Here is a 23,598-nt window from a genome sequence, read left to right on the forward strand (position 1 = left end):
TCAGTCCCTCAGGCGCCGCGCGGCGATCGAGCGCAGCGTACGGTAGAACAGGGCCGCGATGATGAGCGCGGCGAGCACGCCGGCGAGCACCAGCAGAATCGGATGCGACGACAGCGCCCAGCGCATGTAGTGCATCGGCGAAAGATGGCCGACGTAGTACGCCTCGCCGTTCGACGTGACCGTCACCGTGCGGCCGTGGATCACGGCCATCGCGCCTTGAATCGACGGCAGCAGGTCGTTGTCGAGCAGCGCCGCGGAAAGATCGGCGTCGGACTGGCCCGCCGCGCTGATGAGCGCCACCGCGCTGCGCCCGCTCTTGAGCGGCGATTCGAAGCCGGTCAGAAGCGCATCGCCGTTCGAGCTGACGAGCGACAAATCCGCGCGTGCGGGCGAGCGTTCCGGGCCTTGCTCGCCATGCCACCAGTCGACGAGCTTGAACGCGACATCGGAAAGCTGGAACGTGCGCGCGTCGCCGTCGCCGGAAAAGGGCATCTGCTTCGCCCAGCGTTGCAGCAGCGGCTGGCGTCCGGGCGAACCGAGTATCAGCAGATCCTTGTCGGCGAAGCGGTCGACGTCGTTCGCGCTCGTGACCGTCACGCCCGTCACCGGATAACCCGTCGATGCGCCCATGCGGCCCATTTCGAGCAGATACAAGCTGTAGTCGGCCGAGTTCGGCTCGTTCGGCAGCACGACCGCCGTCTGCGAAAGATCGGCCATGCGCGTGAACGGGAAGCCGCCGTTGGCGAACGCGGCCAGATCGGGCAGCGCCATGTAGTGCGGGAAACCGGAGAGATCGATGGTCGAATTCGGATCGACCGCGCCGACGACGTTATCGAGCACGCGGCCCTGGCATTCGCCGGTCTTCGGGATGTCGTAATAGAAATGCAGACGCAGTTGCGCGCGCGGCGTGATGAGCAGCGGCGGCAGATAAATCTCGCGGCGCGCGGCGACCGTCTTGTCCGGCATCACGCGGCTGAAGTAGTGACCGAGATCGAACGTCGATGTGGATACGGCCGGAATGCGCAGCGACTGCACGAAGCCATTGTTGACGCTGATATTGAGCGACGAGCGATCCGGCGCGGGCCGCACCGTGTAGCGATAGCCGAGATCGACGGGCACGCCCTTCGTCTGCCACATGAAGAGATCGGGCGGCACGCGCAGATTCACGCGCACGGCATCGGCGTCGTAGCCGTAGGCGGTCAGGTCGCGCGCTTCCGCGAGCTCGCCGAAGCGCACCGGGCGGTCGGTCGGCAGCCAGTTGGGGGCATCGTACGGGCGGCGCGGCTGAAGGTCGTTGAACTGCGTGATCGTCGCGCTCGTGCCGGACAGCGTGTTCTGTCCGACGCCAAGGGCCTTCGCGGCGGTCTTCAGCTCGTTGTCGTCGCGGCCGAGCACGAGCAAGAGACGCCCGCGCGCGTTCGCGTCGCGTTCGACGAGCGCGATCGTCGGACCGGAGACAGCCGGAATGTCGACGCCCGCGATCTTCGCATCGCCGATGGCGAACACCACGGCATTGCCCGACAGCGGCACGTTGTCCGTCTGCGCCGGAAAGATCGCGCCGCGATAGCCCGCGAGCGAGCCGAAGTACGACGCGACCATGCCGGCGGCTTCGAGCGTCGGCAGGCTCGGCTTGCCCGCGAACACGAAAGGCAGTTCGAGGCGGCGCACGTCGCGCCGGTCGAAGAACGGAGTCGGCAGCGCGGCGAGATCGGGCTTGTTCGCGATCGACGCATACGTGAGATCGAGCGAACTCGCGTTGCTGACGGTCGCCCAGAGCGTCGAGTTCGACGGATCCTCGCACTGCTGCGTGTAGTGGCCGATCAACTGCACGTTGAGGTGATTGAACTCGGTGATGAAGCGCGGATCGATCGCCACGTCGCGCGCGACCAGCGTGCCGGCCTGTTCTTTCGGCACCGGCAGCGTCGCGGCCACTTCGCCGTTGATGAGCACCTTCAACTGCGAAATCGACGGCAACAGCGACGGCGAATAGCTATAGATCAGATGCAGGATCGCGCCGGTCACGACTTCGTCGCCGCGCACCGAAAACGCGATGCCGTTCTGGCCATCGGTGCCGCGCAGTTGCAGCGGATCGAGCGCGCCGTAATCGGCGAAGGTCAGCGTCTGACGGCGGCCGCCCGGAACCAGCGTGCCGGGATCGGCGGTCGTCGGAATGCGCGACGTGAGCGGCTTCTCGGGCTTGCCGGAAAACGCGGGCACGGGCATCGCGAGCGGCGCTTGCTGAATCGACGCCGGGTTGTAGACGACGGCGGGACTCGGCGCGGGCACGGCGCCGACGCCGGTCGCCTGCTGCGCGCCGCCGGTTGCCGCAGCGCTTTCGGCCGCCGCCGCGATGGACGCGAAGGGCGCGGCGAACGCCGTCTGCAAGGCCACGAAGACGGCCAGCGCGCGTGCAAAGGGTCGTTCGCAAAAACGCGGCGCGCGCTCGCCCGTTTCTTTTTCAACGCGCAACTTCGACATACCGATGCCCATTTTTATTGGTCTTTGGTTTTCAGCTTCTTCACATCGACCGGGCGCTTGTTCATCCAGGTTCGAAGGTCGCTGTACAAGTGCTCGAACAGTCCCGCGATGCCGCGCGTGCCGACGAGCAGCACATGCGACAGGCCGCGCAACGGCGTGTCCGGACGGCGTCCCTCCGACCATCCGGTCCAGGCGTCCGCGCGCGCGAAAGTGGTCTTCACGAAGTCGTATTCCTGCTCGCGCGTGAGTTGCGAGAAGCGCAGGCCGACGCGTCCGGGTTCCGTATAGCCGACCGTCGCCGGAAACGCGTATTCCTCGTCGCCGCGAAAGAGCGAGACGGTGACGCGCTCGTGCATCGGCACTTCGATCTTGCTCGGCAACGCGACGCCGACGCCGCCTTCCGAATAATCGATGGTCTCGCAGGCGAGCGTGCGGCCGGTCGAGAACTTGAGCATGACGGGCATTTTCATCGTGACGCGATGCGTCGCGCGGACCTGCTTGCGCTCGCTCGCCGCCGCCACCGATGCGCCGAGAATCAGCATGTTGTAGACCGTCCAGCAGAGGTTGAGGATGGTCGTGTTCACTTCGCTGCGCACATGCCAGTTGATGGCGATATGCACGATGCCCGCGACGAAGCCGAGCAGATTGAGGAGCAGCAGGAACAGATACGGCCGCGAGATGGACCAGTCGAAGTAATCCTTCGCGATCTGCCCGCCCTTGGCCGTCACGTTGAACTTGCCGAGCTTCGGGTTGATGACGGCGAGCAGCGTCGGCGCGGTGATGTACGACGCGAGCACCGATTCGTACACTTCGGCCCAGAACGAATGGCGGAAGCTGCGCTGCATGCGCGAATTGGTGATGCTCGCGTGCATCATGTGCGGCAGCGCGAAGATCGCGATGGTGCTCGCCGCCGCTTCGATCACATGCGCGCCGAAGAACAGATACGACAGCGGCGCGGTAAGAAACACGAGACGCGGCACGCCGTAGAAGAAGTGCAGCATGCCGTTGAGATAACACAGCCGCTGGCCGATCTTGAGGCCCTTGCCGGTAAGCGGATTGTCGATGCGGAAGATCTGCGTCATGCCGCGCGCCCAGCGGATGCGCTGCCCGATATGCCCTGAAAGACTTTCCGTGGCAAGACCGGCGGCCTGCGGAATCGCGAGGTACGCGGTCGTATAGCCGAGCCGATGCAGCTTGAGCGCCGTATGCGCGTCTTCGGTCACGGTCTCGACCGCGATGCCGCCGATTTCCTCGACCATCGAACGGCGCAGCACGGCGCAGGAGCCGCAAAAGAAGGTCGCGTTCCAGAGATCGTTGCCGTCCTGCACGAGACCGTAGAACAGTTCGCCTTCGTTCGGCACCTTGCGGAACGTGCCGAGATTGCGTTCGAACGGATCGGGCGAGAAGAAATGGTGCGGCGTCTGCAGCATCGACAGCAGCTTGTCGCGCAGGAACCAGCCGAGGCAGATTTGCAGGAAGGAGCGCGTCGGGATGTGATCGCAATCGAAGATCGCGAGGAATTCGCCCTTCGTGATCTTGAGCGCCTCGTTGATGTTCCCCGCCTTCGCGTGACGGTTATGCGTGCGGATCGTCCAGTTGACGCCCACTTCCTCGCAGAACGTCTTGAATTCGGGGCGACGGCCGTCGTCGAGTACGTGGATCGCGAGCTTGTCCGACGGATAGTCGAGCGCGAGCGCCGCGTAGATCGTCGGCTTCACGACGGAAAGCGGCTCGTTGTACGTCGGGATGAATACGTCGACGGTCGGCCACTGGCTGCGGTCGGCCGGCAGCGGCAAGGGCTTTCTCTTCAGCGGCCACGCGGTCTGGAAGTAGCCGAGCATGAGCACGAGGGTCGCGTAGACTTCGGCGGCGACGAGCAACATGCCCCAGGCGGCGTCGAGCGGACGTTCCCAGTAAGTCGTTTCCGTGAGCCGCCAGAACATGTAGCGGCCCGACGCGACGATCGACAGCATGATCATCACGAGCGTCGCGTACTGGCCTTGCAGGCGGCGAAAGCCGAGCGCGCAGACGAAGCAGATCGTCGCGAACGCGAGTTGCTGGCCGAACGCGAGCGGCACCGTGACGACGAAGTAAAGCGCGAACGCGGCGAAGAGCGTGAGCAGGATCACGACGATCCGGCTGCTCCAGATGCCTGCATCGACGAAACGTTCGAGGCGCGAGGTCGCGACGCTCACTTCGGTCTCGGGCGACGGGATCTTGGCGGAACTCATGCGAGCTTCCTCGGCGAAGCGGCCATCGCATCGACGGCCGAGAGGAGCCACTCGCCGCACGCGCGCAAATCGGCGGCGGCTTGCGACAGCGGATCGTAGTGGATGAGCGTCGTGTCGCACGCGAGCGATTCGGAGACGCCTTCGTCCTGATGGATGACGCCCGGAAACAGCTTCGTGCCGAGCATGTTGCGCAGCACCTTCAGCACGTCCTTGCTCAATTGACGCGACTGATCGACCTGATTCACGACGTAGCCCTGACCCGCGAAATCGGCGCGCGGCGCAGCGTAGGCGTCGATCATGCGCTCCATGCCGGGGATCGCGGCGTAGGACGCGGCATCGGCCAGCACGACGTTCAGCGCGAAGTTCGCCGCCGTCAGCGCGGTGCGCGTGTAGACGGACGAGCCCGGCGGCGTATCGACGATCACGATGTCGTTGGGGTCGAGCGCGAGCGAACCGAGCGCATGCGCGAGCCACGCCGGATCGCTATCGACGAGCGCCTCGAAGCGGCGGCGGTCGTCTTCGGTCACCGCGCCGTAAGGCAGCACGGTCACGCCGTCGACGCCATCGAACATCACCGTCTGCCAGGGATCGCGGCTGAGCGTCGCGCGCGAGATGCCGTCGATGCTGTCGAGCGGAATGCCGAAGTGCAGGCGCAGCGCGTTCTGCGGATCGAGATCGAGCACGATCACGCGACGATTGCGCGCGGCGAGCACCGACGCCAGATTGGCGGCGAGCGTCGTCTTCCCGACACCGCCTTTCGCGGAAACTACCGTGATGACTTTCATGAGCGTGAGAGGCGGCTCGCGCGAGCGTGCGCGTTCGTGAATTCGTCGCCCTGCGGACGGGCGTGGCGCAGGCGCTCGAACATGGCGTCGAGCGAGTTCGCGGACGCGCTCGGCGCGCTCTGCGTTTGCGGCTTGAAGAGCTTGCCGAGGATCGATTGCGGCGCGGCGGGCGCAGCGGCTGTCACCGGCGCGACTTGCGCAGGCGTGCGGCGCGCCGCGAAGTCCGTTCCGAACGAGGCGGCGGGGCGCGCGAGTTCAGTAGCGTTCGATTCGACCGGCGGGACCATTGTATGAACCGGCGCTGCGTTCGTCTTGGACACGGTCGCCGAATCTGGAATCGTTTCCGTTTGCGCCGGCGCCGATTCGCCGAGCACCGAAAAGCGCAGCGCGCTCAACGACTCCGCCGCCGGCGGATTGACGGCCGGAATCGTGCGGCGATGCGGCCGCGTGAAGAGAGGCTGCCTGCCGCGATGGATCGGCGTCGGCTTGTCGGCATGGTGAGCGGCGGGCGGGGCGGCGGCTTCGTCCGGGCGCGCCCGCGCGGCGTTCGGCTGCACGTCGTGGCGCGGCGCGATCTCCGGAATCGCCGGCTGCGCGAAGTCGAGCGTGGCAAGCAGCGGCCAGCGGGTGCGGGCCGTCGTGGCCTCCTTCTCCCGGCCGATTTCCTGATAGTCGCCTGCATTGCCGCCGAAATGATCGAAGAGCTTCTCGATATCGCGCGAAGTATTCATGATGCCGCTTCCTCGTCGTGCCTGTTCTTGATGCCTGGCCGGTGCTGCCTGTTTTTAGCCGCCCGTTCGGGGCGGTCGATGCCGCCGCGTCGAGGCGGCGGTCGCAATGTGCTGAAGATGCTTCAGGCCGCGACGCGCGCGAGCCTGAATTCGATGGCCGCGTCGTCGCCGAAGTCGCTAGCCTGACGGATCGCGAGTCCTTGTGCGCCGAGCCCGGCAAGCCATCGCTGATACGCGCCTTCGAGGAACGCGGGCGTCCATGCGAGCGCGCTTTCGCCGAAGGCGGGCAGCGGCGCGCAGAAATGCACGATGCTCAGATAGTCGCGCTCGTCGGAGAGCTCGACGAAGCCCCAGTCGGTGTCGTGCCACAGCGCGTTGAGCGCGTCGGCGAGCGCCGACGTGGAATCGCAGGGCGGCAGCGGCCGGGCTTCGGCGAAGCGGCTGCCGACGTTGTGCATCAGTTGACGCAGTTCGTTGCGCCCGATCTGCGCTTCGAACTCCTCCGCGAGCGCTGCCAAAAGGCCGCGCCATTGTCTGGAAATCTGACTGTCCAACAGATAATCGAAAATAGCGGCCATGTTTTGTTCGGCAGGGCGTGAGCCGCCGCGCGTGGTTGATCGGTCCTGCAGACTTGTTTGCGTTCTCGCGGGGGACTGCCGAACCGCGACGATGGATCCGGACGTTTGTCCAGGCGCTATGACACGTCTGAACTTACTTCAATGCAGTTGTTTTCGCCAGTAGAAACACTAGCAGAGGATTTTTTGTCGGATCGGGCGATCAGGACGCAGCAGACGACCCAATTCGGGCGTTCGGCCCTCGCGAGGATGGACGAAATATCGACAGACGCGCGCTATTCCGAAGTCGGATTCGGGCTCGCCCGCAACGGCGGCGGAAGTGTACCATCTCGTTAATGAGCAAAATCAGAGCGTTGGCTCTGAATCACACCGATTGACTTTTCGCGAAACGGCGCAGCCACGGCGTGAACTAAGCCATTGTTTTGTCTGATTAAACGGCCTAAACGCAATCGGACGCGTTGCGGGGCATTTATCTCCCGCAGGCAACGGCCGACAGGCAATCGAAACGCCGCTTCAAAGGGTTTCGCAAGGCCAAAAAAAACGCCCCGAATGGGGCGTTTCGTATGACGTTTAGAACGTTCAGGGATTCGCGCGTACGGCGTCCCTGACTGCGTCCATCACAATGCCGTAATTGAGCGGGATGTCCAGCGAATCGGAGTAGCCGGGTTCGTCGGCGGACTCCTTGGGGACAGCGTGAACCGGAATCGGTTCGTAGGCGGTTTCGCCTGCCGGATTGTCGCGTCCTTCGATGGCACCCTGCAATTGCGGATTCTTCACGGTTAACTCCTTCCGGTAATGGAGCGGCGAGGAACTGCAATATAAACCAATGTCATGACATTTTGGCGACTTCGATTTGGAAACTCGCTCCGAAACTGCTGCGGGCGGCGCGCCGGTAATCGCCGCTGTCGCGCATCTCGAAAGAGTGCGGGGCCTCTAGTTTAATGGTGCGGCGCGCCTCCGAAAGCGCCGTTTCATTATGACGATCGCATGCCGATATTGCGCCCGCCTCGCGAATTCGGCCCGGAAATTGCATGAGTCCATGTTTATCAGGTAAGTTTTTAATCATCGCCGCACGCTATTCGATTCTACGAATCGGTATTCTCCGGAAACAAACTCCATCGAAAGCGTCGGCTGTGGCGCCGGTTATTTCGCTCTATCATCAACCGCGCGGTCGGATCACGCCGGCGCGCCTGCCGCACATGCAAAGGAGAAAGTGGCAATGAGCAGAATCGCGATCATCGGGGCGACGGGCAATGTCGGCAGCCGTCTGGTGGAAGAATCGTTGCGCCGCGGACACACGGTCACGGCGATCGCGCGCGATACGTCCGGGCTCGCGCAGCGCGATGGCCTCACTCCGCTGAACGTCGATGCCCTCGATGCCGACGCGCTCGCCGCCGCGCTCGCCGGACACGACGCCGTGTTCAGCGCGACGCGCTTCGCCACGGTCTCCGAGCCGGCCATCGTGGAGCCGGTGAAGCGGGCGGGCGTGCGGCGCCTGCTGGTCGTGGGCGGCGCGGGCAGCCTGTACGCGGCGCCCGGCCAGCGCGTGCTCGATTTGCCCGATTTCCCCCCGGCGTACAAACCGGAAGCTACGGCGGGCGCGGCATTTCTCGACGCGTTGCGGCGCGAACGCGACGTCGACTGGACGTTCATCTCGCCGTCGGCGGAATTCGTACCGGGTCCGCGGACGCAGAAATTCCGGCTCGGCGTCGACGAATTGCTCGTCGACGGCAGCGGCCGTAGCTGGATTTCGTTCGATGATTACGCGATCGCGTTTCTGAACGAGTTCGAACGCGAATCGCACATCAAACAGCGCATCACCATCGGATATTGAACGCCGTCAGCCGTGCAAATCGACTTCCATTTGCTCGGCGTCTTTGGGCATCGCGGCGGCCAGAATCATCGCGGATGCGTTTTGCGGCTTCGGATCGCGCTGCGACGGCCGATAAACCTGATCCCCGCGATGAATCGGCATTCCCGATAGCGAGCACACGCCTTCGGCCGTCGCCGTGGTTGCGCGCCAGCCCTGATAGCCGTAGTGGCACGTACCGGGATCGGACCAGTACACGAGCGCCGTCGCGCTGCTCGGGCGCTCGATCACGCGCACGATGGCTTGCGGAAACGGCAGCCGATCATCCGAATGATGCGGATGCGTGCGATTCCAGTCGCGCGTCAGGCGTTCGAGAAACGCGCTCTCCGCGCGGGCGGATTTCTGGGAAGGTGCGGTGCGGGCGATATCCGTGGGCATCGCCTCGAGCAGGTGAACCGTCTGTGACCACGGGTCCGCTCTTTTCGTAAAAGCTGTCATGGCATTGTTCCAGGCTTTGACTCGACCTAGAACGTACGTCATTAAGCATATTCCGATAAATACCGCATCAGTGAATACACTATCCCGTTGCTGCGAATAATCGGGCGGCAACACAAGCGACCCTTCGTCGCGCCTTGGTGGGCGGGCGTTTAAGCGATTCGTAAGCTCCCTCGCGGGCCGGTGCAGACCGAAAAACCGACCGGAATCTTCCTCGTTCGCGAGCGTTTTGCGCGATTTGTACGGCAAGAGCACCTGGCGCGGATGCGAGAGCGACAGCGAGGCCCCGATCGGAGCCTCGCGGGATGGGCCCTTCGCATAGTCCTCGATGCGCGTCGCGGACCGGCCAATTTACGCGACGGCGCGCGCCGCCGCGCGGCCTCGCAGCCACTCCAACGCGAGCAGCAGGCTCGTCGAGAACACGATGAGAATCGTTGCGAGCGCCGCTATCGTCGGGCTGATATTTTCGCGGATGCCGGTGAACATCTGCCGTGGCAGCGTCGTCTGGTCGGCGCCGGCGAGAAAGAGCGTGACCACGACTTCGTCGAACGAAGTGGCGAACGCGAACAGCGCGCCCGAAATCACGCCCGGCGCGATGACCGGCAGCGTCACGCGGAAGAATGTCTTGAGCGGGCTCGCGCCGAGCGACTGACTCGCGCGCACGAGATTGTGGTTGAAGTTCTGCAACGTCGCGCCGACGGTCGTCACGACGAAGGGCACGCCGAGCGCCGCGTGCGCCAGAATCAGCCCGAAATACGTGTTCGCGATGCCGAGCGGTGCAAAAAACAGATACATGCCGACGCCGACGACGATCACCGGCACGATCATCGGCGAGATGAGCACGGCCATCAGCACGCTCTTGCCGATGAAATTCGCCTTCGTCAGTCCGACCGCGGCGAGCGTGCCGAGGATCGTCGCGACGAGCGTTGCCGAAGGTGCAACGATGAAGCTGTTCTTCGCCGCCATGCGCCATTCCTGCGACATGACGAGGTTGTGATACCAGCGCATCGACCAGCCGGGAATCGGATAGACGAGGAACGTGCTCGACGAGAACGACAGCGGCACGATTGCAAGCACAGGCAGGATCAGATACAGGAGCGTCAGCACGCACAGGATGCGCAGCGCGAAATACCAGATGCGCTCGATCGCGGACGTGTGCGGCGCGAACATCGGTTTGGCGAGTTTCATCTTCTTTACCCCAGGCTCACGTTCGCGCGCGTGAAGCGGCCGTAGACCACGTAGAGCAGCAGCGTCGCGGCGAGCAGCAGCGCGCCGAGCGCGCACGCCATGCCCCAGTTGATCGTCACGTTGGTGAAGTAGGCGATGTAATAGCTGACCATCTGATCGTTCGGCCCGCCGAGGAGCGCCGGCGTGATGTAATAGCCGATGGCGAGAATGAACACGAGCAGCACGCCCGCGCCGATGCCCGGATACGTCTGCGGCACGTACACGCGCCAGAACGCGGCGAACGGATGACTGCCGAGCGACACGGCCGCGCGCTGATACGTCGGCGGCACGGATTTCATGACGCTGTAGAGCGGCAGGATCATGAACGGCAGCAGGATATGCGTCATCGAGATATACACGCCGACACGATTGAACAGCAGCGCGAGCGGCGAGCCGATCAGTCCCGCGCCGATCAGCGCCGTGTTCACGAGGCCCTCGCTTTGCAGCAGCACGATCCACGCGGCGACACGCACCAGTACCGACGTCCAGAACGGGATCAGCACGAGCACCATCACGAGGTTGGCGCGGCGTTCGGGCAGCGTCGAAATCCAGTACGCGAGCGGATAGCCGAGCAGCAAGGCAAACAGCGTCACGCCGACGCCGATCACGAACGTGCGGCCGAATACGTTCAGATAGATCGATTGATCCGGGTCCGCATGGACGATATTGCCGAAGCCGTCCTGCTTGTGATCCAGCGACGCGAGGACATAGAACGGCGAATAGCGGCCGGCGTTCTTCGCGATCGCCTGCCAATAGGCGGGATCGTTCCAGCGCTCGTCGAGTTCGACGATCTTCGACTTGATCTGCGCGGCGGGCAGTGGCTTGCCGTCGTCGCCGGTGAGCGGCATCGCGCGCGCGGTCTTCGCGACGAGCGAGCGGTAGCCCGGAATCTCGGTGTTCAGCCGGCGGGCGAGGGCGCCCATCGATTCGCCTTCGGAAATCGCGGTCAAATCCTGCGCGAGCGCGGCATACGCTTCATCGGATGGCGGCGTCTTGCGGTCCCATTTCGCGAGCGCGGCGCCGGTGTGCGGCAGCGCATTGGCCACTTCGGGATTTTCGATGGCGCGTGTGAGCAGCGCGCCGATCGGCACGACGAAAATCAGAAACAGGAAGATGGCGAGCGGCGCGATCAGCGCGAGCGCCATCGCGCGCTTTTTCGCATCGGCGATCTTCAGTTCGCGCTTCAGACGCGCGCTCGATTCGCGCGATTCTTCCGCGGGGATCGTCATGGTGTTCACGCTTGTGTCTCCTTCTTGACGGTCGCGCCTCCTGGCGACGCGCGACCGTCGCGCCAGCCAGTGCTTACTTCGACGCCCACGCGGTAAAGCGCTGCTCGAGCTCGTCCCCGTGATCGGTCCAGAACGCCATGTCCTGCAGCACGGCGTTCTTCGCGTTCTCAGGCGAGTTCGGCATGTCGGCCTTGGTCTTCGCGTCGAGCGCGGCGATCGCGGCCTTGTTCACCGGGCCGTACGCGATGTTCTTCGCATAGGTTTCCTGCGGCTTCTGCGACACCGAATACGCGATGAACTGCTGCGCGACGTCCTTGTTCGGCGAGCCCTTCGGAATCGCCCAGTAGTCGAGGTCGTAGATGCTGCCGTTCCAGACGACCTTCAGGTTCTTGCCTTCCTTGCGCGCAGCGTCGATACGGCCGTTGTACGCGGTGGACATCACGACATCGCCCGCGACGAGGAATTGCGGCGGCTGCGCGCCCGCTTCCCACCACTGAATCGACGGCTTGAGTTCGTCGAGCTTCTTGAATGCGCGATCCGCGCCCGCCTTGGTACCGAGCACCTTGTAGACGTCCTTCGGCGCGACGCCGTCGGCCATCAGCGCGAATTCGAGGTTGTAGCGCGCGCCCTTGCGCATGCCACGCTTGCCGGGGAATTTCTTCGTGTCCCAGAAGTCCGCCCAGCCGGCCGGAGCGGTCTTCAGCTTGTCGCCGTTGTAGGCGAGCGCGGTGGACCACACGAAGAAGCCGACGCCGCAGGTTTGCGGCGATTCGGGCACGAGATCGGATTTCTTCGCGATCTTCGACCAGTCGAGCTTTTCATAGAGACCTTCGTCGCAGCCGCGGCCGAGATCGCCGGATTCCACTTCGACGACGTCCCAGTTGACGTGCTTCGCTTCGACCATCGCCTTGACCTTGGCCTGCTCGCCGTTGTATTCGACGGCCGTGACCTTGTTCTTCGACGACTGCTCGAAGGGCTGGTTGAACGCGACTTTCTGCGCGTCGCCGTTCGCGCCGCCGAAGTTGACGACGGTGATTTCCGCCGCGCCCGACATCGCCGACGCGCATGCGAGCGCCGCCGCCATGGAACACAAAGCGAACTTCTTCATGATGGTTTCCTCTCTTCTTCGACTTGGTTTTGTCAGTGGACCTACGGTTGGGAAGTTCAGGCGAACACGCGCAGATGCTCGGGCGCGAATTCGAGCGCGACGGGCGCGCCGGGCGTGAAGCCGTCGAGCGCGGGCGTGCCGAGCGGCACCTTGACGAAGCATTCGTCCTGTTCGCGCACGCCGCAGCGCATGCGAACGTGGTCGCCGAAATAGATGAGGCTTTTCGCTTCGCCGGACAGCGCGTTGATGTTGCCGTTCGCATGGCCGTTGCCTTGCGTGAGATCCGTGAGCTTCATGCGTTCGGGCCGGATGCACGCAATCGCTTCCGCGCCGGGCTTCGCGTTCGCGACATTGAGCCCGGACACGCGCGTGCCGTCGGCTAAACGGATCTCGCAGAATTCGCCCTGAATCTGTTCGATGGTCCCGCGCAGCCGGTTACTGTCGCCGATGAAGTTCGCGACGAACTCGTTGCACGGCGCTTCATACAGATGATCGACGGTGTCGAGCTGCTGCACGATGCCCTTGTCGAATACGGCGACGCGGTCGGACATGGTGAGCGCTTCGCCCTGATCGTGCGTGACGTAGACGAACGTGACGCCGAGCTTCTCGTGCAGCGCCTTGAGTTCGATCTGCATGTGCTCGCGCAACTGCTTGTCGAGCGCGCCGAGGGGTTCGTCCATCAGCACGAGCTTGGGTTCGAACACGAGCGCGCGGGCGAGCGCGATACGCTGCTGCTGCCCGCCGGAAAGCTGCGCCGGATAACGCTTCGCGAAGCTCTCCATGCGAACCATCTTGAGCGCGTTGTTCACGCGATGCGCGCGCTCTTCGGCGGACATCTTCCGAACGGTCAGCGGATATTCGACGTTCTGCTGCACCGAAAGATGCGGAAAGAGCGCGTAGTTCTGAAACACCATGCCGATGTCGCGCTTGTGCGGCGGCACTTTGTTGAGCAACTTGCCGTCGAGCCAGATCTCGCCGCCGGTCGGGAACTCGAAGCCGGCGAGCATCATGAGACAGGTCGTCTTGCCCGAGCCGGATGGCCCGAGCAGCGTGAGAAATTCGCCCTGATAGATGTCGAGATCGAGCGATTTGACGACGAGCGTTTCGCCGTCGTACGTCTTTCGAACGCCGCGAAAACTGACGATCACCTGATCGGATTTCATCTGTCCGTGTCTCCTTCGGAAAAACCCTGTTGCTGACTGCCGGACGGCTGCCGACGTGCGGAAATTATTTCCACTACCTGCGATAACTATAGCCCGCCACGGTTCTACAATGTGGAGCCATTTCAATATTCAAAATAGAACCACTTGAGGGTGACCGGAATAGTGGTTTTCATGCGATGGGAGATACCGTGGATACGATCATCCTGGCCGACTGGCTGAGCGCGCGGCTCGATCGCACGGCCGCCGAGCCGATGTACCGGCAAGTGCTCGAACTGATGCAGCAGGCCATTCTCACGAGCCAGCTCGCGCCGGGCACGAAGTTGCCGAGTTCGCGCACGCTCGCGATCGATCTCGGCATCGCGCGCAATACCGTCCTGCATGTCTACGATCAGCTCACGGCCGAAGGCTATGTGAATTCGACGACCGGCAGCGGCACGTATGTCGCCGACACCGCGCCGCGCGATGGCGTCGCGAAGAAAGCGAAAGCCGAGGAAACGAAGGCGTCGTGCACGATCTCGCGGCGCGGCGAGCGCCTGATCGCGCAGGCGGGCGTGTCGCCGAAACAGTGGGGCGCGTTCATGCCCGGCGTGCCGGACGTCGCCGAGTTTCCGGCACGCACATGGAGCCGCTTGCAGGCGCGTCTATGGAAGCGCGCGAACCCCGATCTGCTGACGTATGCGCCGGGCGGCGGCTATCGTCCGCTGCGGCGTGCGTTGTCGGATTATTTGCGCGTCGCGCGCTCCGTGAAGTGTCAGCCAGACCAGATCATCATCACGACCGGCATTCATCAGTCGATCGATCTCGCCGTGCGCCTGCTCACCGACTTCGGCGATCGCGCGTGGGTCGAGGAGCCGTGCTACTGGGGCGCGCGCAGCGTGCTGCAATCGTCGGGGCTGACGCTCGTGCCGATTCCCGTCGACGAGGAAGGGCTCAATCCGGCCGCGCGCGACATGACCGAGCCGCCGCGCATCGCGCTCGTGACGCCGTCGCATCAATATCCGCTCGGCATGGTGATGAGTCTCGCGCGGCGTCGCGCGCTGCTCGAGTTCGCGCGCCAGCACAAGGTGTGGATCATCGAGGACGATTACGACAGCGAGTTCCGCTACGGCAGCCGGCCGCTTTCGTCGTTGCAGGGACTCGACGACGCGGGGCAGGTGATCTATGTCGGCAGTCTCGGCAAGATGCTTTATCCCGGCTTGCGCATGGGTTACATGGTCGTGCCGGAGGAGCTTGTCGAAACGTTTCGCATCGGCGTGGCGGAACTGTATCGCGAAGGGCAACTGATGCAGCAGGCGGTGCTGACCGAGTTCATTCTCGACGGGCACCTGACGTCGCATGTGCGGCGCATGCGCGGACTGTACGGCGAGCGTCGCGAATTGCTGATCAACGCGATCCGCGCGCGTTTCGGCGATACGCTCGCCGTGCGCGGCGACGAAGCCGGACTGCATTTCGTGCTCGAACTGCCGCAGTTCGTCGACGATCGCGCGGTCGCCGCCGATGCGCTGGCGGCCGGCGTCGTCACGCGCCCACTGGTCAATTACTTCATGAACCGCGACGAGGCGTTGCGCGGTTTGATGCTTGGCTACGCGTGCGTGCCGAATCATGACATCGCGCCGAATTTCGCGAAGCTCGCCGATGTGATCGAGCACGCAATGGCGCCCATGCAGGTCGCGCAGGCATGAAGCCGTTCATCGCGCTACTCGGCTGCGCCGCGCCGGACCGCGCGGACGACGCGTGCGAGCGCCTTCAATGCATCGGCGGGCGAATCGGCGAATTGCGCGGCGACGATCGCGCCATCCACGGCGAGCGCGAGCGCTTGTGCATCGGCTTTGGCGGTGCGCGAAGCCGGCATCAGCGCGCGGATCGCCGCGGTCATGTCACGCTTGTGGCGACGTGAAATATCGATGGCCTGCGGCAGCGTCGCGCCGACTTCGACGACCGAATTGATGAACGCGCAGCCACGATAATTCTCGCTGCCGAACCATTCGGCGAGCGCGGGCACGAGCGCGTTGAGCGTTCCGCCGTGGCGCGCGAGCGCGTCGCGGAACCATGCCATCCAGTTATCGTGACGAAACGTGAGGAACGCGACGATCAGATCGTCCTTGCTCGGGAAATAGCGATAGAACGTCTTTTTCGCGACGCCCGATTCGGCGATCACGCGATCGATGCCCGTTGCGCGAATGCCATCGCGATAGAAGAGATCGTGCGCGGTGTACAGGATGCGCGCGTCCGGCGCGAGCTCGGAGAAATCGCTGGAGATTGCGGAAGTATTCATGCAATCGATTGTAGACAGGTTCGTCTACCTGCGCTAGAGTGCGTCGGGTAGACAGACCTGTCTACTCATCTCATCGCTTAGAGCAAAGAGGACTCGCCATGGAATCCAAGCCGCCGTTTCCGCCGTTCGATGAAGCATCCGCCAAGCTGAAAGTCCGTCTCGCCGAAGACGGCTGGAACACGCGCGATCCGGAGCGCGTATCGCTCGCGTATAGCGTGGACACGCGCTGGCGCAATCGCGCCGAATTCGCGAACGGGCGTGAGGAAGTCGTCGCGTTTCTGCGTCGCAAATGGGCGCGCGAACTCGACTATCGGCTTATCAAGGAATTGTGGGCGTACACGGGCAATCGCATCGCGGTGCGTTTCGCGTACGAATGGCACGACGACGCGAACAACTGGTATCGCAGCTACGGCAATGAAAACTGGGAATTCAACGAAGCGGGATTGATGACGCACCGTCACGCCTCGATCAACGATCTGCCGATCAAGGAAGCGGACCGCAAATATCATTGGCCGCTCGGTCGCCGGCCCGACGATCATCCGGGCCTGAGCGACCTGGGCTTCTGACTTCGGGGCCGGCTACATATCGCGTCGTCGCCGGAACGCCCACCATCCGGCGAGCGCGGTGAAGGTCGCGACGATCGCCACGAGCAGCCAGAAGCCGTGGTGATTTTCCGCGAGCGGAATGCCGCCGACGTTCATGCCGAAGAAACCCGCGACGATATTGATCGGCAGCGCGAGCACGGTCACGAGCGTCAGCGTGAAGAGCGTGCGGTTGCTTTGTTCGTCCATGCGCGTCGCGACTTCTTCCTGCAGGAGCTTGATGCGCTCGACGAGCCCGGCGAGATCGTTGAGCACGAGCGAGAACTCTTCGGTCGCGTCGCGAAGGTCCTGAATGTCCTGCGAATGCAGCCAGCGCGGCGGCCGCGCGAGCAGCCGGAACACGGAGCCGGGTTCGGGCGCGAGCAGGCGCTGCAGCCGGACGAGCACGCGCCGCAGTCCGCCGAGATCGGTGCGGGTCGCGGCGCCGCGCATCGACAGGAAACGGTCTTCGATGCCGTCGACCTCGACGCTCGTGCGCCGCACGATATGCACGAGCAGATCCGCCTGATCGCGCAACAGATGCGCGAGCAACTCGGCGGGCGAACGGAAGATTTCGCCGCGTCTAACCGACTCGCGCAGCGAATCGACCGATCGCAAGGGCTTGAGCCGCGCCGTCACGATCAGCTTCTGATGCGTGTAGACCCACAGCGTCGCGATCTCCGAGGGCGTCAGCTCGAAGTTGAACATCACATCGTTGATGACGGCGAGGAGCGCGCCTTCCTGATGCTCGATGCGCGTCGAATGCGAGCCTTCGTTGAGCGTGTCGAAGAACGCGTCGGGCAGGCCGAGGCGGCCGCGCATCCACCGTTCGCACGAACTGTTCGCGAGATCGAAGTGCAGCCAGACGAATTCCTTGGGCGTGTCGTCGCGGGCGAGCCATTCGCTTGCGGCTTCGGCATCGATCGGCACGCCGGGCAGATCGGCATGAAATCGGAAACCGCAGACGAGGCCGGAAAAGTCGGAGCCGTAAGGCGGTCTTTGCAGGGTAGCGGGATTCATGCGGGCGTTCGGTTACATTCTGAGTATGTCGGCGTGTCGGCGGATGACGCGGCCCCGACGCTTCTGGCATGCGCGTCGCCACGCGCTAGTGTGCCATCGGTCGCGCCCCGGATCGCGATCGTATCGCGTGAAAGCGAGCGAAACGATGGCCACGAACGCGGTGCGCCGTGCAAATATGACTGTCATTTTGTCGGCGTATCATCGCGCCACGCAAGACGGGCGCACGCGAGGCGCCGCGCGCGAAACTGGGGAGAAGGCAGTGGAAGACCATGACGACATGGACGGGGCGACGCAAACCACCGCGAACGGGCTGGTTCGCCTGGCGTCGGTGATTGCGGGACTGGCGCGCGAAGGCGCGATCGATACGCGCTTCGGCGCGAAGCTCCTCAAGCGGCTCGACAAGGAAGCGCGGCGCGTATCCGAACCCGGCGGCGCGCCGCTCGACGAGACGGAGCAGTCCGCGCTGTTCGGGGCGCTCGGAGAACTGGATGTCGCGTTGCGCCAGCGCGACGCGGCATCGCTCGTCGAGGCGAATGCGCGGCTGCGCGAGAGCGAAAGCGCGTCGGGAAAGCGTCGCAAAAGCCGGAAGAGCGGCGACGCCTGAGCTTGGCGGCGGGCGGGCGCGAAACATGCTGTTGGGCAGTCGTATGTTTCCGTCGAACGCCCATGCCCCTGTACTTGCATTCTCCTCATTGCGCGCTTTGGACGAATCGCAGCGTCGATGTCGACCGCGATTCGTGGCGCATCCTCATCGTCGACGACAACGCCCATAGCGCCGAAGCGCTTTGCGCCGCGCTCGAAGCGGAGGGCTTCGACACGCGTTTTGCGTTGTCCGGCGTCGATGCACTCCATACGATCGACAACTGGGTGCCGCACATCGTCATTCTCGATATCACGATGCCGGAACACGACGGTTTCGCAACCGCGCGCGTGCTTCGCCGTATCGCCCGCACGCGCGACGCGGTGATCATCGCGTTCACGGCGCTCGGTGAGGACATCGTGCGGGCGGAGGGCATGCATTCCGGATTCGACGGTTATTGCCAGAAGGGCAACCCGCCCACGGAACTGCTCCGCCTGATCGGACGGCTCGTTCACTGAGATAACGCGGGATGTCGTTCGCGCTAGCGGCAAATTCGCACGCCCGTGCGCTAGATAATTGTTCGTTCCCCGCTAAACGAAGCAGCCGAGCGCGCCGCTTGTCAACACGCGCAATCGCCCGCCAGGCGGACGTTTAGGACGATTTTGAACGATCGTGCGGCCAACTATTGTTGGTCCATACCGAAAACTGAATTGAAATTTATGGAGATAAAAAAGCGATAGTAGGGGTATACACTGCATTCCATCGACGTAGCAGACAGTTTCTCGCAAGACCGCTGCGGCGCTTTCTGATTGAACGTCAACCGTCTTTGGAGCTCACACCATGAAACGCAATCTTCTCGCTACCCTTCTGATCGCCGCTACCGCCACGCTCGCCGCTCCCGCTTTTGCAAGCGGCTACGGTCCGGCTCCGTTCTACCGTCCGGCTGTCGGCGCGCCGACGTCGCAACAAGGTCCGAGCGCACAAGCGATCGCCGCCGAAGAAAACGCGAACGGCACGAGCACGACCGCTTTCGGCGGCTCGCGCGACGCGCTGGCTCAGTCGGGCACCCGCACGCAATCGGCCAACAAGGCTCAGTCCGTCTTCTTCGGTCAATAACCGGTTCGGCCAGCCCGGCTCATCCGCCGGGCCGACAGGCTGAAAGACTGATTCGGCGCGCGCCGCGCAGGCTCAAAAGGTCTGCGTTGCGCGCGCCGAACGCGTTTCAGGCCGCGAGCGCGCCGCGCATCACGTTCGCGAGCTCCGACGCCTCGAACTTCGACACATACGCGTTCGCACCGACCTTGCGCACGTGCTGCTCGTTCGCCGATCCCGACAGCGACGAGTGAATCACCACCGGAATGTGCATCAGCCCCGTCTCCGCCTTGATGCGGCGCGTGAGGGTGAAACCGTCCATTTCGGGCATTTCCAGATCGGTGAGCACGAGCGCGATGTGATCCGCGACCTCGGTGCCGTCCTTCTCCGCCTTTCTGAGCGCCGCTTCCAGTACGTCCCACGCTTCCTGGCCGGTTTTGGTCATCACGAAGGGCACGCCCATCGCCGTGAGACTTTGCTCGATGAGCGCCCGCGCGACGCCCGAATCGTCTGCCGCAAGCACGCGCGCGCCCGGCTTGAGCTGCAGCCGACCGGTGTTGGCCTCGGTGATATCCGTTTCCTGCGACGGCAGCACATCACGCACGATGCGCTCGACGTCGAGCACCTGCGCGAGCCGCGAGCCGTCGACGTTGCCATCGAGCCGCGCGAAACTCGTCACGGTCTTGCCGCCCGAGTGCGATTCCGCCGACAGCACCTGATTCCACTCGAGCCGCACGATATCGTCGACTTCCTCGACCGCGAAGCCTTGCGTCGTGCGCGCGAATTCGGTGACGAGCAGAATTTTCGGACCGTTTTTCGGCCGGCAGCCGGTGATGCGCGCGAGATCGATCACGGGAATGATCTGGCCGCGGATATCCGCGACGCCGAGAATCTCCTCGCTCGAACCGGCGACGGCGGTGATCGTCGGCATCGCGAGAATCTCGCGCACCTTGAACACGTTGATGCCGTACAGCTCCCGTTGCTCCGAGCCCGGCGACTCGCCGAGCCTGAACAGAAGCAATTCGAACATGTTGCTGCCCGCGAGCCGCACGCGCTGCTCGATATCCTGTTGTGAACTGCTCACCTCGTTCTCCCTCTAAGCGATGCCTTCGTGTGTTTGCCGGTGGCTTCACTTTCCACCAGATGCCTGATTAGCGGCATTAATCGGCGAAACTGAAGGCATGCGTGACGACGCGCGAGATGAAACGCGCGGCGCACGTCTCGCGCGGCACCGGTGATCTATACTTTTTTCGAATGGTCGGGTTAATGCCGATGAAGGCATCGCGCGCGAGGCTTTACGCTGCATACAGGCGCAAGATAACCCGTCGCCCAGGCGCAACAACGTTCCCCGCTCATAACGGAGGCGCTCGATGGCAACAGTCGCACAGGTTCTGAATTCGAAACCCGACCAGACGGTCTTTACCGTTCCAGCCACGGCGTCGGTCTTCGATGCAATCAAGCTGATGGCCGACAAGCACATCGGTGCGGTGATCGTCACCGAAGGCGACGAGATCGTGGGCATCATGACCGAGCGCGACTATGCGCGCAAAGTCGTCCTGATGGACCGCGTCTCGAAGCACACGCCGGTGCGCGACATCATGACGTCGCACGTGCGCTACGTGCGCCCCGACCAGACCACCGACGACTGCATGGCGCTCATGACCGACAAGCGCATGCGTCACTTGCCGGTGATCGACAACGGCAGGCTCATCGGCATGATCTCCATCGGCGATCTGGTGAAGAACATCATGGCCGAGCAGCAGTACACCATCCAGCAGCTCGAGTACTACATTCGCGGCGAGCACACTTGATTGCCGGCGATCCGGCTGTAAGCATTTCGTTATAATCGGCAGGCTTCGCCTATGAGCGCGGAGCCACGCTCGTCGTGCGCGATCCGCGCGCGCGGAGCATCGAGGGAGCGCCGCCGATGACACCGACTGCCGCATCCGCATCTCCATCCGCCGACACCGCAAAAACGCTCGCCGCCGACGCGCCGTTCTTCATCGTGATGAACGCGGGCTCGGGACGCCGTCAGTCCGACGCGACCCGCAGCCTGCTCGAAAGCGAACTCGGCGCGGCCGGGCGACGTTTCGAATTGCGCGTCGTCGACGATCCGCGCGGTCTCGCGGACGTCGCGCGCGAAACCGCGGCGGCGGCGTGCCAAGCGGGCGGCGTGCTCGTCGGCGCGGGCGGCGACGGCACGCTTTGCACGGTCGCGCACGCGGCGCACGACGCCGGCTGCCCGTTCGCCGTGCTGCCGCGCGGCACGTTCAACTACTTCAGCCGCGACCACGGCATTCCCGCCGATCTCGAGCAATCGACGAAACTTCTGCTCGACGCGCGCGCCTATCCGGTGCAGGTCGGCTTCGTGAACGCGCGCATGTTTCTCGTCAACGCGAGCCTCGGGCTTTATCCGCGCTTGCTCGAAGATCGCGAAATCTACAAGCGGCAATTCGGGCGCAGCCGGCTCGTCGCGCTCTGGTCGGCGCTTTCCACGATGCTCAAGCCGCATCGCCATTTGCGTTTGCATATCGATCACGATGGCAGCACGACCGAAATTCGCTCGTCGACGCTCTTCGTCGGCAACAACCGCCTGCAGATGGAGCAGATCGGCATGCCGGACGAAGCGCGCGCGCTGGAACAGGGCTTGCTCGTCGCGATTGCGCCGCGGCCGGTCGGACGGCTCATGCATCTGTGGCTGTCGCTGCACGGCGCGGCGGGGCGTCTGTCGGATTCCGATCACGTCGTGAGCTTCACGTTCGAGCGCATCACGGTGACGCATCCGTCGAAGAAGCGCAGACTCGTCAAGATCGCGACGGATGGCGAGGTCGCGAAACTGCAGATGCCGCTGGAATTTCGCGTGTCCGACAAACCGCTTTTCCTGCTCAAGCCTGAGCCGACAGTGGCCGAAGCCAATCGCTCATGACCTTGCTGTTGCAGATTTCCGATACGCATTTCGGCACCGAGCGGCCGCCGGTGGTCGCAGCGCTCCTGCGGCTCGCCGATGCGCTCGCTCCCGATCTCGTCGTGCTGTCCGGCGATATCACCCAGCGCGCGCGCAAGCGGCAGTTCGCGTCGGCGCGCGCGTTCGTCGATGCGCTCGGCGCGACGCCGACGCTCGTCATCCCCGGCAATCACGACATTCCGCTTTTCGATCCGCTCGCGCGGCTGTGTTATCCGTACGCGAATCATCAGCGCGCGTTCGGCGCCGATCTCGAACCGGCGTTCGATTCGGCGGGGTTGCTCGTGCTCGGCGTGAACACGACGCGGGCGTATCGTCACAAGGACGGCGAAGTGTCGATGCAGCAGGTGAGGCGCGTCGCCGCGCGGCTGGAGGCGGCGAGCGCGGCGCAGTTGCGCGTCGTGGTCACGCATCAGCCGGTGGCCGTCACGCGCACTCAGGACGAAAAGAATCTGCTGCACGGACGCGAGCGCGCGGTGCCGCGCTGGGCGCGTGCGGGCGCGGACCTGATTCTCGGCGGGCATATTCATCTGCCCTACGTGTTGCCGCTGCACGATACCTTCGCGGGACTCACGCGCCGCATGTGGGCGGTGCAGGCGGGCACGGCGCTGTCGTCGCGCACGCGCGGCACGATCGACAATTCGGTGAACGTGATCCGCCACGACGCAAGCGTTGGCAATGGCGACGGGCGTCGCGCGACGGTCGAACGCTGGGACTATTCGGAGACGACCGAAGCATTCGAGATGATCGCGCGCCACGATCTCGCGCTCGGCGTCGCGCAACCGACGGATGCTGTCACGTCGCCCGGATGACGAGTTCGGCGAAGCCCGTCGCGGCATCGTGCTCACGCGTGTAACGTTCGCCGGGCAGATGCGCGACGATGATCTCCGCCGTCGTCCGCACGATGCAGCCCGGCGTGACGTGGCCGCCGGAGACGCGGCCATCGGCATCGGCGATGCTCATGTGCAGGTGCGGGCCTTGCGCTGACAGCGTGCCGGCGAGCGTGACGATTTCGAGATCGCCGCGCAATTCAACGGCTTCGTCGCGGCCCGCGTAGCGCAGACGCGCGACGTTCAGGCTGCCGATGCCCTGAAGGACGAACGCGGCGGAGAGCGCGTGCGCGCGGAAGGCATGATCGAGCGCGGCGCGCAGATCGTCGCCGGGCGACAGACGAAGGGTCATCGCATGCATGGATGAAGGACTCGTAGGGGATCACGTTCAAGACTACACGCTGGCGGATCGCGGTGGCATCATGG

At 64.0% G+C, this 23,598-nt stretch carries 25 protein-coding genes; 9 read left to right on the plus strand and 16 right to left on the minus strand.

The window, feature by feature from the left end:
• From bcsB to LDZ23_RS16895, 7 genes are all read right to left on the minus strand, one after another.
• The gene (gene bcsB / locus LDZ23_RS16865) at positions 1-2,490 is read right to left on the minus strand and encodes a cellulose biosynthesis cyclic di-GMP-binding regulatory protein BcsB (protein ID WP_008353640.1); all 2,490 of its coding nucleotides are present in this window, start codon (positions 2,488-2,490) and stop codon (positions 1-3) included.
• 2 nt (positions 2,491-2,492) lie between these two features.
• Positions 2,493-4,709 carry a UDP-forming cellulose synthase catalytic subunit gene (gene bcsA / locus LDZ23_RS16870; protein WP_033537141.1) on the minus strand — a complete coding sequence of 739 codons (2,217 nt, stop codon included), beginning with the start codon at positions 4,707-4,709 and terminating at the stop codon, positions 2,493-2,495.
• Positions 4,706-5,494, minus strand: a complete 789-nt coding sequence (gene bcsQ, locus LDZ23_RS16875; RefSeq protein WP_008353638.1) for a cellulose biosynthesis protein BcsQ — start codon at positions 5,492-5,494, stop codon at positions 4,706-4,708. Before bcsQ ends, bcsA begins: the two co-directional genes overlap by 4 nt.
• Positions 5,491-6,225 (minus strand): cellulose biosynthesis protein BcsP, encoded by a 735-nt coding sequence (gene bcsP, locus LDZ23_RS16880; RefSeq protein ID WP_008353637.1) that lies wholly within the window; start codon positions 6,223-6,225, stop codon positions 5,491-5,493. The genes bcsQ and bcsP overlap by 4 nt, the downstream gene beginning before the upstream one ends.
• 122 nt (positions 6,226-6,347) lie before the next feature.
• Positions 6,348-6,803 carry a cellulose biosynthesis protein BcsD gene (bcsD, locus tag LDZ23_RS16885; protein ID WP_008353636.1) on the minus strand — a complete coding sequence of 152 codons (456 nt, stop codon included), beginning with the start codon at positions 6,801-6,803 and terminating at the stop codon, positions 6,348-6,350.
• Positions 6,804-7,379: 576 nt separating this feature from the next.
• Positions 7,380-7,577, minus strand: a complete 198-nt coding sequence (locus tag LDZ23_RS16890; RefSeq protein ID WP_008353634.1) for a hypothetical protein — start codon at positions 7,575-7,577, stop codon at positions 7,380-7,382.
• A gap of 52 nt (positions 7,578-7,629) precedes the next feature.
• Complete coding sequence (locus tag LDZ23_RS16895; RefSeq protein ID WP_033537140.1) at positions 7,630-7,866, minus strand: hypothetical protein; 237 nt, start codon at positions 7,864-7,866, stop codon at positions 7,630-7,632.
• Between the two features lie 153 nt (positions 7,867-8,019).
• Here LDZ23_RS16895 and LDZ23_RS16900 point away from each other — a divergent pair, with 153 nt between their 5' ends.
• Entirely contained in the window at positions 8,020-8,634 is a 615-nt protein-coding gene (locus LDZ23_RS16900) for an NAD(P)-dependent oxidoreductase (RefSeq protein ID WP_008353633.1), read from the plus strand.
• A gap of 6 nt (positions 8,635-8,640) precedes the next feature.
• Here the strand turns inward: LDZ23_RS16900 and LDZ23_RS16905 are convergent, their stop codons facing one another.
• The 5 genes from LDZ23_RS16905 to LDZ23_RS16925 form a co-directional block, all read right to left on the minus strand.
• Positions 8,641-9,108, minus strand: coding sequence for a DUF3331 domain-containing protein (locus LDZ23_RS16905; protein WP_144403834.1), 468 nt, complete (start codon positions 9,106-9,108; stop codon positions 8,641-8,643).
• 348 nt (positions 9,109-9,456) lie between these two features.
• Positions 9,457-10,293, minus strand: coding sequence for an ABC transporter permease (locus LDZ23_RS16910; protein WP_008353631.1), 837 nt, complete (start codon positions 10,291-10,293; stop codon positions 9,457-9,459).
• A 5-nt stretch (positions 10,294-10,298) separates the two neighbouring features.
• Positions 10,299-11,570, minus strand: coding sequence for an ABC transporter permease (locus LDZ23_RS16915; protein ID WP_051079071.1), 1,272 nt, complete (start codon positions 11,568-11,570; stop codon positions 10,299-10,301).
• A gap of 64 nt (positions 11,571-11,634) precedes the next feature.
• On the minus strand, positions 11,635-12,669 hold the full coding sequence (locus tag LDZ23_RS16920) for an ABC transporter substrate-binding protein (protein WP_008353629.1): 1,035 nt from the start codon (positions 12,667-12,669) through the stop codon (positions 11,635-11,637).
• A gap of 56 nt (positions 12,670-12,725) precedes the next feature.
• Positions 12,726-13,832 (minus strand): ABC transporter ATP-binding protein, encoded by a 1,107-nt coding sequence (locus tag LDZ23_RS16925; RefSeq protein WP_008353628.1) that lies wholly within the window; start codon positions 13,830-13,832, stop codon positions 12,726-12,728.
• A gap of 188 nt (positions 13,833-14,020) precedes the next feature.
• Here LDZ23_RS16925 and pdxR point away from each other — a divergent pair, with 188 nt between their 5' ends.
• Positions 14,021-15,514, plus strand: a complete 1,494-nt coding sequence (pdxR, locus tag LDZ23_RS16930) for a MocR-like pyridoxine biosynthesis transcription factor PdxR (RefSeq protein WP_034471872.1) — start codon at positions 14,021-14,023, stop codon at positions 15,512-15,514.
• Positions 15,515-15,528: 14 nt separating this feature from the next.
• On the opposite strand, the gene LDZ23_RS16935 is transcribed toward pdxR, so the two are convergent.
• Entirely contained in the window at positions 15,529-16,107 is a 579-nt protein-coding gene (locus LDZ23_RS16935; protein WP_008353626.1) for a TetR/AcrR family transcriptional regulator, read from the minus strand.
• Positions 16,108-16,205: 98 nt separating this feature from the next.
• Between LDZ23_RS16935 and LDZ23_RS16940 the strand changes: the two genes are divergently transcribed.
• Positions 16,206-16,673: a nuclear transport factor 2 family protein gene (locus LDZ23_RS16940; protein WP_008353625.1), complete on the plus strand. Its 468-nt coding sequence runs from the start codon at positions 16,206-16,208 to the stop codon at positions 16,671-16,673.
• A 12-nt stretch (positions 16,674-16,685) separates the two neighbouring features.
• Here LDZ23_RS16940 and LDZ23_RS16945 read toward each other — a convergent pair whose 3' ends face one another.
• Positions 16,686-17,708, minus strand: coding sequence for a transporter (locus tag LDZ23_RS16945; protein WP_008353624.1), 1,023 nt, complete (start codon positions 17,706-17,708; stop codon positions 16,686-16,688).
• Positions 17,709-17,967: 259 nt separating this feature from the next.
• Between LDZ23_RS16945 and LDZ23_RS16950 the strand changes: the two genes are divergently transcribed.
• The 3 genes from LDZ23_RS16950 (at position 17,968) to LDZ23_RS16960 (ending at position 19,404) form a co-directional block, all read left to right on the plus strand.
• On the plus strand, positions 17,968-18,312 hold the full coding sequence (locus tag LDZ23_RS16950; protein ID WP_033537148.1) for a hypothetical protein: 345 nt from the start codon (positions 17,968-17,970) through the stop codon (positions 18,310-18,312).
• A gap of 62 nt (positions 18,313-18,374) precedes the next feature.
• Positions 18,375-18,806, plus strand: a complete 432-nt coding sequence (locus LDZ23_RS16955; RefSeq protein ID WP_008353620.1) for a response regulator — start codon at positions 18,375-18,377, stop codon at positions 18,804-18,806.
• A 322-nt stretch (positions 18,807-19,128) separates the two neighbouring features.
• Complete coding sequence (locus LDZ23_RS16960; protein ID WP_008353619.1) at positions 19,129-19,404, plus strand: hypothetical protein; 276 nt, start codon at positions 19,129-19,131, stop codon at positions 19,402-19,404.
• A gap of 106 nt (positions 19,405-19,510) precedes the next feature.
• Here LDZ23_RS16960 and LDZ23_RS16965 read toward each other — a convergent pair whose 3' ends face one another.
• Entirely contained in the window at positions 19,511-20,464 is a 954-nt protein-coding gene (locus LDZ23_RS16965; RefSeq protein WP_008353618.1) for a chemotaxis protein, read from the minus strand.
• A gap of 286 nt (positions 20,465-20,750) precedes the next feature.
• Here LDZ23_RS16965 and LDZ23_RS16970 point away from each other — a divergent pair, with 286 nt between their 5' ends.
• The 3 genes from LDZ23_RS16970 (at position 20,751) to LDZ23_RS16980 (ending at position 23,154) form a co-directional block, all read left to right on the plus strand.
• The gene (locus LDZ23_RS16970) at positions 20,751-21,191 is read left to right on the plus strand and encodes a CBS domain-containing protein (protein WP_008353617.1); all 441 of its coding nucleotides are present in this window, start codon (positions 20,751-20,753) and stop codon (positions 21,189-21,191) included.
• A 116-nt stretch (positions 21,192-21,307) separates the two neighbouring features.
• Positions 21,308-22,306: a diacylglycerol/lipid kinase family protein gene (locus LDZ23_RS16975; RefSeq protein ID WP_033537147.1), complete on the plus strand. Its 999-nt coding sequence runs from the start codon at positions 21,308-21,310 to the stop codon at positions 22,304-22,306.
• Positions 22,303-23,154 (plus strand): metallophosphoesterase family protein, encoded by an 852-nt coding sequence (locus tag LDZ23_RS16980; protein WP_008353615.1) that lies wholly within the window; start codon positions 22,303-22,305, stop codon positions 23,152-23,154. Before LDZ23_RS16975 ends, LDZ23_RS16980 begins: the two co-directional genes overlap by 4 nt.
• Here LDZ23_RS16980 and LDZ23_RS16985 read toward each other — a convergent pair.
• Positions 23,138-23,533 carry a PPC domain-containing DNA-binding protein gene (locus tag LDZ23_RS16985; protein WP_008353614.1) on the minus strand — a complete coding sequence of 132 codons (396 nt, stop codon included), beginning with the start codon at positions 23,531-23,533 and terminating at the stop codon, positions 23,138-23,140. The two genes, LDZ23_RS16980 and LDZ23_RS16985, sit on opposite strands and share 17 nt — an antisense overlap.
• Between the last annotated feature and the right edge of the window lie 65 nt (positions 23,534-23,598).

The organism is Caballeronia zhejiangensis (assembly GCF_022879815.1).
Lineage (GTDB): Bacteria > Pseudomonadota > Gammaproteobacteria > Burkholderiales > Burkholderiaceae > Caballeronia > Caballeronia zhejiangensis.

Excerpts from the sequence above, each read along its gene's own strand:
- bcsA (WP_033537141.1), bottom strand. The coding sequence starts at position 4,709 with ATGAGTTCCGCCAAGATCCCGTCGCCCGAGACCGAAGTGAGCGTCGCG.
- bcsB (WP_008353640.1), bottom strand. The coding sequence starts at position 2,490 with ATGGGCATCGGTATGTCGAAGTTGCGCGTTGAAAAAGAAACGGGCGAG.
- LDZ23_RS16925 (WP_008353628.1), bottom strand. The coding sequence starts at position 13,832 with ATGAAATCCGATCAGGTGATCGTCAGTTTTCGCGGCGTTCGAAAGACG.
- LDZ23_RS16940 (WP_008353625.1), top strand. The coding sequence starts at position 16,206 with ATGGAATCCAAGCCGCCGTTTCCGCCGTTCGATGAAGCATCCGCCAAG.
- LDZ23_RS16975 (WP_033537147.1), top strand. The coding sequence starts at position 21,308 with ATGACACCGACTGCCGCATCCGCATCTCCATCCGCCGACACCGCAAAA.
- LDZ23_RS16920 (WP_008353629.1), bottom strand. The coding sequence starts at position 12,669 with ATGAAGAAGTTCGCTTTGTGTTCCATGGCGGCGGCGCTCGCATGCGCG.
- LDZ23_RS16945 (WP_008353624.1), bottom strand. The coding sequence starts at position 17,708 with ATGAATCCCGCTACCCTGCAAAGACCGCCTTACGGCTCCGACTTTTCC.
- LDZ23_RS16960 (WP_008353619.1), top strand. The coding sequence starts at position 19,129 with ATGAAACGCAATCTTCTCGCTACCCTTCTGATCGCCGCTACCGCCACG.
- LDZ23_RS16905 (WP_144403834.1), bottom strand. The coding sequence starts at position 9,108 with ATGACAGCTTTTACGAAAAGAGCGGACCCGTGGTCACAGACGGTTCAC.
- LDZ23_RS16910 (WP_008353631.1), bottom strand. The coding sequence starts at position 10,293 with ATGAAACTCGCCAAACCGATGTTCGCGCCGCACACGTCCGCGATCGAG.
- LDZ23_RS16900 (WP_008353633.1), top strand. The coding sequence starts at position 8,020 with ATGAGCAGAATCGCGATCATCGGGGCGACGGGCAATGTCGGCAGCCGT.
- bcsP (WP_008353637.1), bottom strand. The coding sequence starts at position 6,225 with ATGAATACTTCGCGCGATATCGAGAAGCTCTTCGATCATTTCGGCGGC.
- LDZ23_RS16935 (WP_008353626.1), bottom strand. The coding sequence starts at position 16,107 with ATGAATACTTCCGCAATCTCCAGCGATTTCTCCGAGCTCGCGCCGGAC.
- LDZ23_RS16955 (WP_008353620.1), top strand. The coding sequence starts at position 18,375 with ATGCCCCTGTACTTGCATTCTCCTCATTGCGCGCTTTGGACGAATCGC.
- LDZ23_RS16970 (WP_008353617.1), top strand. The coding sequence starts at position 20,751 with ATGGCAACAGTCGCACAGGTTCTGAATTCGAAACCCGACCAGACGGTC.
- LDZ23_RS16980 (WP_008353615.1), top strand. The coding sequence starts at position 22,303 with ATGACCTTGCTGTTGCAGATTTCCGATACGCATTTCGGCACCGAGCGG.
- bcsD (WP_008353636.1), bottom strand. The coding sequence starts at position 6,803 with ATGGCCGCTATTTTCGATTATCTGTTGGACAGTCAGATTTCCAGACAA.
- LDZ23_RS16895 (WP_033537140.1), bottom strand. The coding sequence starts at position 7,866 with ATGATTAAAAACTTACCTGATAAACATGGACTCATGCAATTTCCGGGC.
- LDZ23_RS16985 (WP_008353614.1), bottom strand. The coding sequence starts at position 23,533 with ATGCATGCGATGACCCTTCGTCTGTCGCCCGGCGACGATCTGCGCGCC.
- bcsQ (WP_008353638.1), bottom strand. The coding sequence starts at position 5,494 with ATGAAAGTCATCACGGTAGTTTCCGCGAAAGGCGGTGTCGGGAAGACG.